Origin of the sequence: Vibrio sp. TRT 1302 (genome assembly GCF_050113875.1) — a bacterium.
Taxonomy (GTDB): Bacteria; Pseudomonadota; Gammaproteobacteria; order Enterobacterales; family Vibrionaceae; genus Vibrio.
The window spans coordinates 14,568-28,488 of the sequence record NZ_JBNJOF010000013.1; the positions used below are offsets into that span (position 1 = coordinate 14,568).

Genomic DNA, 13,921 nt, shown 5'->3' on the forward strand with positions numbered 1-13,921 from the left:
GATAACTCAAAGAGTTACCGCCCTTTCCAAACGTTTGGTGGAGCTGGCGGGAGTTGAACCCGCGTCCAAAAACCATTCATCATTGGTACTACATGCTTAGTCGATCTTTAAATTCACCAAGTACCTGCGAACCGACACGCCAGTAAGTGACTATCCTGAATTATAATTCGCCGTTCATCTCTCAGGCGGGAGAATCCGGGCTAGCGCGTTTGGGTTTGATCCCTCGTTGGTCCCCGTCTTACGTGCGGAAGCTAGGGCGAGAGAGCTCTGAGCAGGGTATTAAGCTGCTAGTGCGTAGTTTTCGTCGTTTGCGACTATTTTTTTGCGGCTTTTTACGTGGCCAACCGCCCCACGGCATGCACCTCAGACTGCAAAATTCCTGTCGAATCCTAAATCAGCCCCAAGTGTTCTTCGCATAGTACCAGAAAAGTGTTACCTGTCTAGACTTGTGCGTTTAAGTGCTCAATATTAGCGCAGTGAGCTCTTCATTACGCGCGCTTTTTCGCGTGCCCAATCTTTTTCTTTAAGATCATCACGTTTGTCGTGCAGTTTCTTACCTTTGGCGACACCAATCTTCATCTTGACCCAAGAACGTGACCAATAGAGTGAGAGTGCAGCCAGAGTCATACCTTCGCGGTTGATACGACCCATTAGGTTGTCGAGTTCACGACGACTAAGCAGCAGTTTACGAACGCGAGTAGGGTTAGCCACCACGTGAGTAGATGCTTGGTTTAACGGAGTAATAGTCATGCCACTAACAAAGGCTTCACCATCGCGCATAAACACGTAGCTTTCTGCGATGTTAGTTTTGCCCTGACGAAGTGACTTAACTTCCCAGCCTTGAAGCTCCATACCTGCTTCTATTTCATCGTCGATAAAATATTCGTGGCGAGCTTTCTTGTTGACAGCGATGGTATTGCTACCCGCTTTTTGTTTGGATTTTTTCTTTACCATAATGGGTGCATTATACGGCTAGGATTTGACTTAGGAAATCCCTTTATTTGCGCTTAGTGCAAATAAAAGTAAAATTGCACCATGCTTGAGGTTCAGGCGGATGTTATGAGGAGTCAATATGAAGCAAGTCAGCCGTTCTGCGTTGGTATCATTTAGTGCAGAACAGATGTTCGATCTGGTGAATGATGTGGCGAGTTACCCAGAATTTTTACCAGGGTGCTCGGGTTCACGTGTGATTGAATCGAGCTCAGACGCGATGGTCGCTTCTGTTGATGTTGCAAAAGCAGGGATTAGTAAAACGTTCACGACTTCTAACGAGTTAGTTAAGGGTGAGGCTATCATCATGAATTTGGTTGATGGGCCATTTAAAACGCTGAAAGGCGGCTGGTTTTTTACCCCTTTAGATGAAAAAGCGTGCAAAGTTGAATTGAAGCTGGAATTTGAGTTTTCAAGCAAGATGATTGAAATGGCCTTTGGTAAGGTGTTTAACGAGCTGACCAACAATATGGTTAATGCATTTACCAAGCGCGCAAAACAGGTTTACGTAGCTTATGAGTATTGAGTCAGACATGATTCATGTTGAGGTGGTATACGCACTACCTCATGAACAGCGTATATTCACGCTGGTGGTTAAAGAAGCGATGACAGTAGAAGAGATCATCGTGCAGTCAGGTGTGCTTGAGCTGTACCCAGAAATCGACTTAAGCAAGAACAAGGTCGGGGTGTTTAGTCGCAACGTTAAGTTGGACTCAACTGTTCAGGATAAAGATCGTATTGAGATTTATCGCCCGCTACTCGCTGATCCAAAAGAGATTCGTCGTAAAAGAGCTGAACAGGCGAAAGCGGCTGGAAGTGCTGACCCTGTTACTGGCGGTAAGAAAAATCCGCTAAGGAAAGAGGATTAGGGAAAACGAACGTCGTCCTGCGGCAAGTCGCTTTCAGCGGGACGCGTTTTCTAGAAAAGTTGATATTCCAACTCTCCAGTTTTCTACTGTGAGAGCCAATGCGTTCTTAAACGACTCCCCAAAAACAAAAAGGGTTGGCACTGACTGCCAACCCTTCAAAATTTTCCTGCTTTTTGCTAGTTGATGCTTTCGAAGAAGTCTGAGCTCGCAGGAAAGTCACCAGCAACGTCGACCAACTGACCGTTGTCATTGAAATTGACGATGAGATTTTTTTGTACTGAGTCGTTATGACCTTCGGTGTGGTGGTAGATGTAATACCATGTGTCTGGGTAGCCGTTCTCGACTAGCATTGGTGAGCCCATAACGTAGCGTACTTGTTCTTTGGTCATTCCAAACTTCAACTGTTCGACTGCACTTTGCTCAACATAGTTACCTTGGTTGATATCAATACGGTATACCAGCTTTTCGAGAAGGGAGCAGCCTGTCAGCATTGTCATAGCGAGTGGTACAGCGATAAGCCACTTTTTAAATTGCATACTTAAAATTCTTGTAACAGATAAAATTTAAACTCAGCCGATAATAAACAAGCTAAGCGCCAAAGTAAAAAGCTGTGAGCATTTTGAATTGTTTCAGACCATGATTTTTGAATTTGGTTGCAAACTAGAGCCAAAATTTATCAAAAAAGATAAATCTGGCTCTTTAGAGGAGGGGTTATGCAGCGATCAAGAGTTCTTTGGCATTGGCGAGTGTAGAGTCAGTAATTTCACTTCCTCCAAGTAGTCGAGCTAGTTCGGTAACGCGTTGTTCATCATCTAGGCGGCGCATTTGAGTTTCTGTTTTACCTGCTTTGGTTTGTTTAGCCACAAATAGCTGCTGATGACCACAACCTGCGACTTGAGGTAAGTGGGTAACACATAGCACTTGGGTTGATTCACCCAGTTTACGCAGCATTTTACCAACAACCGCAGCGGTTGGTCCGCTGATGCCAACGTCTACTTCATCAAAGATAAGGCTTGGTGTATCCACCTTTTGTGCGGTGATGACCTGAATAGCCAAAGAAATTCGTGACAGTTCGCCACCTGAAGCAACTTTGGCGATAGGTTGCATTGGCTGACCTGGGTTCGTTGATACAACAAAACAAACACTGTCCATACCCAGTGGCGATGGGTGAGTTCCTTCGCTGCTGACTTCAATCTGGAACTGGGCTTTTTCCATACTAAGTTCATGCATGCTAGCCGTGATCAGTTTGTTTAGCTCTTTAGCATAACGGTTACGCGATTTATTTAACTTCTCTGAAGAGATTAAAAATGACTGGTATTTATCGCTAACTTCTTGCTCAAGCTCTTCTAGACGCTCATCAGAACAATCTAATGCTTCAATCTGCGCTAGAAGGTCTTGATGGTGAGCGAACAGTTCTTCGGGCAATACATGATGTTTGCGAGCCATCGACATAACTTTAGAAAAACGTTCTTCAACGTAAGCCATACGTGCAGGGTCGACATCAATACAATCGAGGTAGTTTCGCAGCTCACTGTTCGCTTCTTCTAGCTGAATTATCGCTTCTGCAATCATATTTGGTAGCTCAGCCAGTTTTTCGTCCAGTTCCGCGAGTTGGATTAGGGAGTGATTGGCTGATTGCAAAATACCAAGCGCGTTAACTTCTTCACCTTCGTAAATAAGTTCGATAGCTTGCTGACAGGTTGAGGCAAGCTCGCCGCTGTTGGATAGGCGTTTGTGTTCTTGTTCGAGCTGTTCATATTCATCCTCGCCAAGAGAGAGTTCGTTTAGCTCTTTGATTTGGTATTCCAAGAGCTGTTTTTGCGCTAGGTTAGTGGCGCTGTTCTCTTTTAGTTGTTTGAGATTGTTGTCGGCTTGTCGCCATGCTTGGTATGCATTGCGTGTGCTTTTCAGTAGCGCAGTGTGACCTGCATACTGATCAAGCATTGCCATCTGATACTCGCTCTTCATCAATTGATGGTGTGCATGTTGACCATGGATGTTGATCAATAACTGGCCCAAAGATTTGAGTTGCGAAAGAGGAACTGGGCTGCCATTGATGAACGCACGCGAACGACCTTCTTTACTAATAATACGGCGTAAAATGCAGTCGCTACCGTCGAGAAGATCATTGTCTTCCAACCAGCGAGTTGCGTTGATATTGTTCTCTAGGGAGAAAGCAGCACTGACTTCTGTTTTCTCTTCTCCCTGACGTACCATGCCGGCTTCAGCGCGCCCCCCTAAACATAACCCGAGAGCATCTATAGCGATGGACTTACCTGCGCCCGTTTCGCCAGTGATGGTTGTCATTCCTTTGGATAGCTCTAGCTGTAGAGACTTAACAATTGCGAAATTATTAACACTTAGATGAGCCAGCATTTTATGTACCTGTTTAAATGAACAATACTGTATAAGAAAACAGTATATACTGTTTCTTTATACAGTAAAGATGCTGGTGAAAATTTTTGTGAGCAAGGGCGAACTTCGCTGCCGGATATCTAGGAAGGATTTGTTCCCTAGGAGATGCAATAAATCCCCCCCCCTCCTAAACAAAAAAGGGCTGACGCACTGCGCCAACCCTCCAATATTATTGCCAGTTATTTAAAACAGTCTGCTCGACCATCCTAGCTTGTTTCGTAACACATGATAGTAGCTATAGTCTTTCGGATGGATGAGTTTGAGAATATTAGGGCTTTGATAGATGTGTACTTCATCGCCAGGAGAGACTGGGAGTGAAACTTGACCATCACAGCCGACTTCTTGGGTTCCGCGGTTATCTGGTGCCACAACCAATTTGATTCGGCGGTTTCCGTCAACGACTAGTGGTCGGCTTGATAGTGTATGTGGGAACATCGGAACGAGTGAAATAGCATTCAAGCTTGGAGATAAGATTGGCCCGCCACCGGAAAGAGAATACGCCGTTGAACCGGTAGGGGTTGATACGATCAGACCGTCCGCTCGAAGTGAGAAGGCAAAGCTATCATCGATGTAGACTTCAAACTCAATCATATGTGCCACTTGGCCGGGGTGGAGTACAGCTTCATTCAGTGCTGCGTTGTGGCTTTTTACTTGACCGTGGCGATGGACTTCAGCTTCGAGTAAGAATCGTTGCTCTTCAATAAACTCACCAGCAAGCACTTTCTTTAGCGCCGCCTGGAAATCCTCTGGGTTGAGGTCGGTTAGGAAGCCGAGATTGCCGCGGTTTACTCCGATCACTGAGATATCGAATCGTGATAACACTCGTGCTGCGCCGAGCATGTTTCCGTCACCTCCGACTACAATGGCAAGGTCGGCAATGCGGCCAAGTTGTATCAGACTGGCGAAGTCATCTTTAGGAATATCGTCGAGAATCTCGCAAAGACGGTCATCGATATACACCTTATAACCCTCAGCTTGAAGCCAGGTATAGAGCTCTTTATGCGTTGCTATTGCTTGCTGATCTCTGGGTTTACCAATGATGGCGATCACTTCAAAAGGTTTTTTCATAGGTTTTCCGCACCAAATAGGCTTGATTCGACAATCTTCATCCCCATAATAATGGCAAGTTAGCTATTTATGCGAGTTTTTGTGTATTCCGATACGATAAACGTGAAGTGTTGGGTACCAATAAATATGAAGTCTGGAGATATCATGAGCAACGAAGAAAACAAGATCAAAGATGAAGAACTACAACAGCAAGCAGAGCAAGAAGCGGAAGTTGTAGGCACTGACGCTGATATCGAGTGGAACGAAGAGGAAGTAGAACTCGATGAGCAAGAAGCAAAGATCGCTCAACTAGAAGCTGCGTTGCTTTCGAGTGAAGCTAAAGTTAAAGAGCAGCAAGATAGCGTTCTTCGTGCTAAAGCTGAAGTTGAAAACATGCGTCGTCGCACTGAAACTGAGATCGATAAGGCTCGTAAGTACGCACTGAACAAGTTTGCGGAAGAGTTACTCCCTGTTATCGATAACCTAGAGCGTGCGATTCAAGCCGCAGATACTGAAAATGAAGTGATTAAACCACTTCTTGAAGGTGTTGAGCTGACGCATAAAACGTTTGTCGATACCGTTTCTAAGTTTGGTTTGAAAGAGATCAATCCTGAAGGCGAAACGTTCAACCCAGAACTGCATCAAGCGATGTCGATTCAAGAAAGTCCAGATCATGAATCAAACACCGTCATGTTTGTAATGCAGAAAGGTTATGAACTGAACGGTCGTGTAGTGCGCCCTGCAATGGTAATGGTTGCTAAGTAATTTCTGACCAACAAAACGACTTTTGTATCAAAAGAGAGGCTTAGCCTCTCTTTTTTTATGGTTAAAACCGGATTTCATACTGCCATTCAAGGTGTTGATTTAGTGAATTATTCTTAGATTAAAGTTTAACCGAAAATTAATTTCTGATTAGAAACTTGTAACATTATCGTAAACAAAAGCTTTATTTTGTAACTTCAGTGTGTATTATGTGCGAACTCCACCATGAAAAGTGGCGGAATAATCTATAAAAACATAATTAATAAACACAACATTCTGGAGATGGATGATGGATAAATCGCTTTCAAGCAAGATTTTTGTAGGCTTGTTTGCTGGTCTTCTGATCGGTACGGCAATCCAGTACTTATTTAGTGGAATTGCTATTTTTGATACTTACCTTCTTGGTGCTGCTGAAGGCGCTGGTGGTATGTTTGTATCGTTGATCAAATTACTTGTAGTGCCTTTAGTATATGTGTCAATCGTATGTGGTATTGTCGATCTAAAAGACATCACTGCATTTGGTCGTCTTGGTGGTAAAACTTTTGCTCTTTACATTATCAACACCATTATCGCGATCGCAGCGGCTCTAACCGTTGGTATGATTTTCCAACCAGGTGCTGATGCCAATCTAGCGGGTACTATCTCAGAGAGCGTTAAGCTAACGACAACTGAAACACCCGATATTTTCTCTCTAGTCGTCAACATTGTACCAAGCAACCCTGTACAGGCTTTTGCTAACGGTGACATGCTACAAATCATCTTTATGGCGATTCTGACTGGCCTTGCTATTCAAGCGCTTGATTCACGCGGTGGCCCTGCTATCCGTACTTTCAAGATGGCTAACGAAATCATGATGAAGCTTGTTGGTCTGGTTATGAGCCTAGCGCCATACGGTGTATTCGCTCTGATGATTCAACTAGGCGCGACTCTAGACGCAAACACGCTTATGTCTGTTGCTGGCTACGTAGCACTCGTTGTAACCATGCTAGTATTCTGGATCTTTATCTTCTACCCAATGGCGGTAGGCATCGCAACGGGTACGTCTCCAAAGGCATTCCTACGTGCGACGCGTGAGCAGATTCTGTTCTCACTATCAACAGCAAGCTCTAACGCTACGATTCCAGTAACAATGCGTACCCTAACTGAGAAACTAAACGTTTCTAAATCGGTTGCAGGTTTTGGTGTACCACTAGGTGCAACAATGAACATGTCTGGTGTATCTATTTACATCGCATTGGCAACTATCTTCGTCGCTAACGCATTTGGTCAGCCTATCAATACAGCAGATGTGTTTACTCTAGGTCTAACTATCTTGCTTCTATCGATTGGCGCGGGTGGTGTACCAGGTGGCGGTGTTGTTATGGTTGGTGTTCTACTTCACCAACTAGGTCTTCCACCAGAAGGTCTAGCTATTATCGCAGCGGTTGACCGTATCAACGATATGTTCTGTACGTCTTCAAACGTAGTAGGCGACACAGCGGTGAACACCATTGTTGCTAAAAGCGAAGGCGAAATCGGTAAAGATGAAATAGAAGCAGAAGCGAAACCAGTTCAAGCGAATGCTTAATTCTTAAAACCTTGATGTTAGAAAACGAGCTTTAGGGCTCGTTTTTTTTTTGCATTTTTTTTCACTTCTCCCTTGAAAAGAGATTTGGCGCCCTTATCTATTGGGCATAAGAGAAGCAAACATAATTATTTTTGTTTGTGAGCAAGGGTTGAAACCCGATTCTCAATCCCCCACATAGGGGATATAGCAAAACGAAAATAGAAATTTATTCGGAGATAGCCTGATGGGTAAAATCATTGGTATTGACTTAGGTACTACAAACTCATGTGTTGCTGTACTAGACGGCGACAAACCACGCGTAATCGAAAACGCAGAGGGTGAGCGTACCACAGCGTCAGTAATTGCATACACAGACGGTGAGACGCTAGTAGGTCAACCTGCTAAACGTCAAGCAGTTACTAACCCAGAAAACACGCTATTTGCAATCAAGCGTTTGATCGGTCGTCGTTTTGAAGACGAAGAAGTACAACGTGACATCGAAATCATGCCATACAAAATTGTTAAGGCTGACAACGGTGATGCTTGGGTAGAAGCGAAAGGCCAAAAAATGGCAGCTCCTCAAGTTTCTGCTGAAGTACTTAAGAAAATGAAGAAAACTGCTGAAGACTTCCTAGGTGAGGAAGTAACTGGCGCAGTTATCACAGTTCCTGCTTACTTTAACGATGCTCAGCGTCAAGCAACTAAAGATGCTGGCCGTATCGCAGGTCTAGAAGTTAAACGTATCATCAACGAACCAACTGCAGCAGCGCTAGCATACGGTCTTGATAAGTCAGGCGGCGACCGCACTATCGCGGTATACGACCTTGGTGGTGGTACATTCGATATCTCTATCATTGAGATTGACGAAGTAGAAGGCGAGAAAACGTTCGAAGTACTAGCAACTAACGGTGATACTCACCTTGGTGGTGAAGACTTTGATAACCGCATGATCAACTACCTAGTTGATGAGTTCAAGAAAGAGCAAGGTATCGATCTTAAGAAAGATCCTCTAGCAATGCAGCGTGTTAAAGAAGCGGCAGAAAAAGCGAAAATTGAGCTTTCTTCTACGACTCAAACTGACGTAAACCTACCTTACGTTACTGCTGATGCGACTGGTCCTAAGCACATGAACGTTAAAGTGACTCGTGCGAAACTAGAATCTCTAGTTGAAGACCTAGTTCAACGCTCACTTGAGCCGCTAAAAGTTGCTCTAGCAGATGCTGACCTATCAGTAAACGACATCACTGACGTTATCCTTGTTGGTGGTCAGACTCGTATGCCTATGGTTCAAGCTAAAGTTGCTGAGTTCTTCGGTAAAGAAGCGCGTCGCGACGTAAACCCTGACGAAGCAGTAGCAATGGGTGCTGCAGTTCAAGGTGGTGTACTTGCTGGTGAAGTGAAAGACGTACTTCTACTAGACGTTACTCCTCTGTCTCTAGGTATTGAGACAATGGGTGGTGTAATGACTAAACTTGTTGAGAAGAACACGACTATCCCAACGAAAGCGAACCAAGTTTTCTCTACAGCAGAAGACAACCAGAACGCGGTAACTATCCACGTTCTTCAAGGTGAGCGTAAGCAAGCGATGTACAACAAGTCTCTAGGTCAATTTAACCTAGAAGGTATTCAGCCTGCTCCGCGTGGTATGCCACAAATCGAAGTAACTTTCGACCTAGATGCGGATGGTATTCTTCACGTTTCAGCGAAAGACAAGCAGACTGGTAAAGAGCAGAAGATCACTATCCAAGCTTCTGGCGGTCTAAGCGACGAAGAAATCGAGAAAATGGTTCAAGAAGCCGAAGCTAACAAAGAAGCGGACAAAAAGTTCGAAGAATTAGCAAGTGCTCGTAACCAAGCTGACCAAATGATTCACGGTACTCGTAAGCAAGTAGAAGAAGCGGGTGACGCTCTACCAGCTGAAGAGAAAGAGAAGATTGAAGCAGCGATCTCTGAACTTGAAGATGCTCGTAAAGGCGAAGACAAAGAAGCGATTGACGCTAAAGTACAAGCGCTTATGGCTGCGGCTCAGAAGCTAATGGAAATTGCTCAACAGCAAGCACAAGCACAACAAGCGGGTGACGCTGGTGAACAGTCTAAGCAAGATGACGACGTAGTTGACGCAGAGTTCGAAGAAGTAAAAGAAGACAAGAAGTAATTCTTGAATCTGATTTAACTTGAATATGATGCGGGCGTTTGAGGAGACTCATACGCCCGTATGTTTGTAAATTATGTCCATCTAACTAAAAGTGTCTTTTTAGCGTGAAGTCGTTAAAATTCAGAGCCATTAGTTAGATCGATATAACACCAGGCGGTGTTGACCGTTTGCAGTAATAAATTTGGTGACGAAAAACATGTCAAAACGTGATTTTTACGAAGTATTAGGCGTAAGCCGCGATGCATCAGAGCGTGATATTAAAAAGGCGTATAAGCGTCTAGCTATGAAGTTCCACCCAGACCGCAATCAGGGTGACGAGAGCGCCGCAGATAAGTTTAAAGAAGTAAAAGAAGCGTATGAAATCCTGCTCGACCCACAAAAGAGAGCAGCCTACGACCAGTATGGTCATGCCGCGTTTGAACAAGGTGGTATGGGCGGCGGCGGCTTTGGTGGCGGCGGTGCAGATTTCGGTGACATCTTTGGTGATGTATTTGGTGACATCTTCGGTGGTGGTCGTCGTGGCGGCGGTCAGCAACGTGCGCAGCGTGGTGCAGATCTACGCTACAACATGGAGTTGTCGCTAGAAGAAGCGGTTCGTGGTGTCTCGAAAGAAATTGATGTACCTACGCTTGTTCACTGTGACTCTTGTGAAGGTAGCGGTGCGAAAAAAGGCACATCAGCAGAGACGTGTGGCACCTGTCACGGTCACGGCCAAGTGCAAATGCGCCAAGGTTTCTTCGCGGTTCAGCAGACCTGTCCAACCTGTCACGGTAAAGGTAAGATCATCAAAGACCCATGTAATGTGTGTCATGGTCAAGGTCGTAAACAGAAGACGAAAACTCTTAATGTTAAGATTCCTGCTGGCGTGGACACAGGTGATCGCATCCGTCTTTCTGGTGAAGGTGAAGCGGGAGAAATGGGAGCACCAGCCGGTGACCTATACGTTCAGGTTCACGTGAAAGAGCACCATATTTTCGAGCGAGATGGTAACAACCTTTACTGCGAGGTTCCGGTTAGCTTTGCTATGGCTGCGCTAGGCGGAGAGGTTGAAGTCCCTACACTGGATGGTCGCGTTAATCTGAAAGTACCGTCAGAAACTCAAACCGGTCGTATGTTCCGTATGCGTGGTAAAGGTGTTAAGGGTGTTCGCGGTGGCGGCATTGGTGATCTTATCGTTAAGCTTGTCGTGGAAACGCCAGTTAACCTAAGTTCTCGTCAAAAAGAGCTGCTTAAAGAGTTTGAAGAATCATGTGGTGGTGAAGCTGCGACAAAGCACAAGCCTAAATCTGAAGGCTTCTTCAACGGAGTGAAAAAGTTCTTTGATGACCTAACCAGCTAATGGTTTGATTCAACTGTAAAAGCCTGCCTACGCGCAGGCTTTTTTATTGCCAGCATTTTATCGGGCTGTACTCTCCAGCCTGATTTAGGCTGAGGAATTGGTACCTTTCTCCACCGCATTCGTCGCTCGTCTGGGATTGAATGGGGTGGGCTTTTATGGTGTAGCGGTTTTCTGTCGCTGATATCGAGAAAGAAAACTGACGGACATTGGTTTTACACCAAGCACAGTCGCCGTCTGACAGCACATTTTCCGCGGCCAATGCGTAACTTCCCCGGTACTGACGCTCCAGTTCGAGCTGAATTTTCGCTAAGTCGCTAATGGCTGCAGCGCGATGCGCCTTGAGAATTTGACGCTGATAGCTTGGATAGAGAATAGCGGCAAAAATGGCCATCAGCATGACGACGACTAATAACTCGATCAATGTCATACCCGTTGGTCTAATGTTGCTCGTTTTTGAATACGTCATTTGAATCTGCTTCTAGCCTTATTATTTGTTTATTTTCATAATCTTATTGGCTGTTAAGGTCACTTCAAGAATGGTTGTGTGTAGACATTGATTTACATGATGAAGTGGAAAACGTCTCTCGGCTTTGCTCTGTTTGAGCTACTCATTTGGCTGATTTTAATCGCCTTGCTTATGTCAGCAGCAATTCCGAGTATGTTGCAGATGAGTCATGCGCTTCAGATGAAGCGTGCCGCGAATGAGCTCAAGGGTTTTATGATGCAGAGCCGTTCTGAGGCGATCGCAAGGAATCAAGATCTCTGGGCTCACATTACTGACCTTGGTTCTGAACAACAAGCTGGGTTATGGCGAATAACCTTGACGGATTCAGAGGTTGTCGACAGTGGGGAAACCATACTTTTAATCGACGGTCGCACATTTGCTTCGATAAAACTGAGTTGGAATTACACTAGCGACAGAATCCGATTTTATGGGGTACGCGGTCGAGTTGAGAACGGCAGTCTTGAAATCTTTGTGGAGGGGGAAAGCGATCATAAGCTGCGACTAAAGAGTTCATTTTTTGCCAATAGGGTGGTGGTTTGTGCTGAGGGAGCAGAGCATTTTGGTTATGCGGCTTGCTAGCCACAACACTCAGTACGGTTCGTCACTGATTGAAATACTGGTGGCGTCATTGATGGGCGTGATGACGTTGGGGGTCGTCGGCTCAATTCTTTTGGCAAGTCTTCAAATTACTGAGCATCGAGGTGAGCGTTTACTTCTGGTCGACAGTATAGAAAGTGTCATGTTGCACATTAAGCAGGATACAAGACGTGCAGGATTCAATGATGCACGAGGCGTATCGGTTAGGCTTGTTGGAAGTACCAAAACGATCTATGTGAGTCCTGCTAGTCAACAGCTTGGTTATGTCTATCGAGCCGCTTCTTCCGTTGAAGGACCATTTCGCAATGTATTTTTTAAGTATTACGTTTCAACCACTTCGTCAGTTGGTCAGCTGAAAATATGCGAGAAGCATACGTCTGCACCTTTAGACATCGCTTCAGCGGCTGAATCAGGTTTACTCGGTAACTGCTATAACCTCTTCGATCCCAAACTTATCTCTGTCTCTGAATTCGAAGTCTCAACGGAAGTCATTAGTGAACACGCAAGGGCTAGTCAGCTTGTTTCTGTTCGCTTAGCGGGTCAGTTAACTCAAACGCCGGAGGTAAATTACTCCTCTCAGATAACCGTGCGAGTAAGGAACGATTAGTGAAGCAGAAAGGCATAGTGACATTGATCTTGAGTAGCGTATTACTAACAGCGGCTTTAGGCGTGTCTATGGGGCTTTTTAGAGGGGTATTTTTTCACATTAAACAGGCACAGAATCAGATTAAGTTAAGTCAAACTCACTGGTTAGTTGAAGGGGGGATAGAGTGTGCCTTTGCCCGAATAAAGCGACAACCGAATGTGCTAGTTCTAGTGTCGCCAGTAGAAAGAGAGGGGCTTTTCAATGATTGTCTGAGAGCGATGGAGTTAGATGAATTATTGGTTGAGCCGCTAGACAGCCAACGCTTTGTCATTCGTGCTGCAAGGCGAAATTATGGTATCAGCAGGCGTTTTTATTATGGTGAGCAATTCACTGATGAGACCATTCAGCCTGCGGCAACCCATTCGAACGAGGAAAACACCGTGATTCGCTGGCTAAATGGAGGTTGGAATGCGGAATAGGCAAACCGGTTTTAGCCTTATAGAAGTTCTTATCACTATGTTGCTAAGTGGAATGACATCATTGGCGTTGGTACAACTTCAGGTATACATAGAGCAGAGAGCCGAGTTTGCGGTGGATAGTGTAACAGCATTAAATATCGCTGAGCAGCAAGCCGAGCGGCTAAGAAGTCACGCTGTTTTTCTCGGTGTGGGTTCGTTAGCGAGCGGCACCGATTCCAGCTCACACTCAAAATTCCAATTGGCGTGGCAGATTCAGAGTATGTCGTGGCCATCGTCAGTAAACCTTAAACAAGTCGAAGTGTACGTTGAATGGAATGACCGACTAGGGCAGCCCCAAATGGTTACCCTGAAGACGATGTTTTCTGATTAACAACAAGCATGCCGCATCAGTTTCATATCAATGCCGTATCAGCGCTTATAACTCAAAATCGAGATCTATGTTTTACGTTTTGGTTTCAAAATTGTTTCATATCGTGATGGATATTTGTATTAGCTTTGTTGCACGTTAATGGTGTTTTTGCAAAATATGTCTCCAATTATGGAAAAACATACAGAATCTTGTGCTTTTAGTAAGGCTATTTTATAGAATGACAGTCGAATCATAGGCTGACAAAACAATTACAAGAAGCCT

15 protein-coding genes and 1 other RNA gene are annotated in these 13,921 nt (G+C 44.9%); 10 read left to right on the top strand and 6 right to left on the bottom strand.

Translation table 11 applies throughout. From position 1 onward, the window contains the following. Positions 1-35 precede the first annotated feature (35 nt). Positions 36-402, bottom strand: a transfer-messenger RNA (tmRNA) gene (gene ssrA / locus ACQEXP_RS14590). 66 nt (positions 403-468) lie between these two features. Beyond that, positions 469-954 carry an SsrA-binding protein SmpB gene (gene smpB, locus ACQEXP_RS14595; protein ID WP_269378159.1) on the bottom strand — a complete coding sequence of 162 codons (486 nt, stop codon included), beginning with the start codon at positions 952-954 and terminating at the stop codon, positions 469-471. A 118-nt stretch (positions 955-1,072) separates the two neighbouring features. On the opposite strand from smpB, the gene ACQEXP_RS14600 reads away from it, so the two are divergent. Together ACQEXP_RS14600 and ACQEXP_RS14605 are read left to right on the top strand one after the other, a co-directional pair. Then, entirely contained in the window at positions 1,073-1,516 is a 444-nt protein-coding gene (locus ACQEXP_RS14600) for an SRPBCC family protein (protein ID WP_269378160.1), read from the top strand. Further along, entirely contained in the window at positions 1,506-1,859 is a 354-nt protein-coding gene (locus ACQEXP_RS14605) for an RnfH family protein (RefSeq protein WP_269378161.1), read from the top strand. The genes ACQEXP_RS14600 and ACQEXP_RS14605 overlap by 11 nt, the downstream gene beginning before the upstream one ends. 176 nt (positions 1,860-2,035) lie before the next feature. Here ACQEXP_RS14605 and bamE read toward each other — a convergent pair whose 3' ends face one another. The 3 genes from bamE to nadK form a co-directional block, all read right to left on the bottom strand. After that, positions 2,036-2,395, bottom strand: a complete 360-nt coding sequence (gene bamE / locus ACQEXP_RS14610; protein ID WP_138971746.1) for an outer membrane protein assembly factor BamE — start codon at positions 2,393-2,395, stop codon at positions 2,036-2,038. Positions 2,396-2,570: 175 nt separating this feature from the next. After that, positions 2,571-4,235: a DNA repair protein RecN gene (gene recN / locus ACQEXP_RS14615; protein WP_426970650.1), complete on the bottom strand. Its 1,665-nt coding sequence runs from the start codon at positions 4,233-4,235 to the stop codon at positions 2,571-2,573. A gap of 222 nt (positions 4,236-4,457) precedes the next feature. After that, positions 4,458-5,342: an NAD(+) kinase gene (gene nadK, locus ACQEXP_RS14620; RefSeq protein WP_269378163.1), complete on the bottom strand. Its 885-nt coding sequence runs from the start codon at positions 5,340-5,342 to the stop codon at positions 4,458-4,460. A gap of 144 nt (positions 5,343-5,486) precedes the next feature. On the opposite strand from nadK, the gene grpE reads away from it, so the two are divergent. From grpE to dnaJ, 4 genes are all read left to right on the top strand, one after another. Further along, on the top strand, positions 5,487-6,086 hold the full coding sequence (gene grpE / locus ACQEXP_RS14625) for a nucleotide exchange factor GrpE (RefSeq protein ID WP_269378164.1): 600 nt from the start codon (positions 5,487-5,489) through the stop codon (positions 6,084-6,086). A gap of 286 nt (positions 6,087-6,372) precedes the next feature. Beyond that, on the top strand, positions 6,373-7,650 hold the full coding sequence (locus ACQEXP_RS14630) for a dicarboxylate/amino acid:cation symporter (RefSeq protein WP_426970743.1): 1,278 nt from the start codon (positions 6,373-6,375) through the stop codon (positions 7,648-7,650). A gap of 223 nt (positions 7,651-7,873) precedes the next feature. After that, positions 7,874-9,784: a molecular chaperone DnaK gene (gene dnaK, locus ACQEXP_RS14635; RefSeq protein WP_269378165.1), complete on the top strand. Its 1,911-nt coding sequence runs from the start codon at positions 7,874-7,876 to the stop codon at positions 9,782-9,784. 196 nt (positions 9,785-9,980) lie between these two features. Further along, positions 9,981-11,123, top strand: a complete 1,143-nt coding sequence (dnaJ, locus tag ACQEXP_RS14640) for a molecular chaperone DnaJ (protein ID WP_269378166.1) — start codon at positions 9,981-9,983, stop codon at positions 11,121-11,123. Positions 11,124-11,166: 43 nt separating this feature from the next. Here the strand turns inward: dnaJ and ACQEXP_RS14645 are convergent, their stop codons facing one another. Continuing rightward, positions 11,167-11,589: a type IV pilin protein gene (locus tag ACQEXP_RS14645; protein ID WP_426970651.1), complete on the bottom strand. Its 423-nt coding sequence runs from the start codon at positions 11,587-11,589 to the stop codon at positions 11,167-11,169. A 96-nt stretch (positions 11,590-11,685) separates the two neighbouring features. Between ACQEXP_RS14645 and ACQEXP_RS14650 the strand changes: the two genes are divergently transcribed. From ACQEXP_RS14650 to ACQEXP_RS14665, 4 genes are read left to right on the top strand one after another with little or no spacing between them, the layout of a single operon-like run. Beyond that, a complete protein-coding gene (locus ACQEXP_RS14650; RefSeq protein ID WP_426970653.1) occupies positions 11,686-12,207 on the top strand; it encodes a GspH/FimT family protein in 522 nt (173 codons plus the stop codon). After that, positions 12,194-12,832: a PilW family protein gene (locus ACQEXP_RS14655; RefSeq protein WP_426970655.1), complete on the top strand. Its 639-nt coding sequence runs from the start codon at positions 12,194-12,196 to the stop codon at positions 12,830-12,832. The genes ACQEXP_RS14650 and ACQEXP_RS14655 overlap by 14 nt, the downstream gene beginning before the upstream one ends. Then, positions 12,832-13,290, top strand: coding sequence for a hypothetical protein (locus ACQEXP_RS14660; protein ID WP_426970657.1), 459 nt, complete (start codon positions 12,832-12,834; stop codon positions 13,288-13,290). Before ACQEXP_RS14655 ends, ACQEXP_RS14660 begins: the two co-directional genes overlap by 1 nt. Next, positions 13,280-13,660 (top strand): type IV pilus modification PilV family protein, encoded by a 381-nt coding sequence (locus tag ACQEXP_RS14665; protein ID WP_426970659.1) that lies wholly within the window; start codon positions 13,280-13,282, stop codon positions 13,658-13,660. The genes ACQEXP_RS14660 and ACQEXP_RS14665 overlap by 11 nt, the downstream gene beginning before the upstream one ends. The last annotated feature ends 261 nt before the right edge of the window (positions 13,661-13,921 follow it).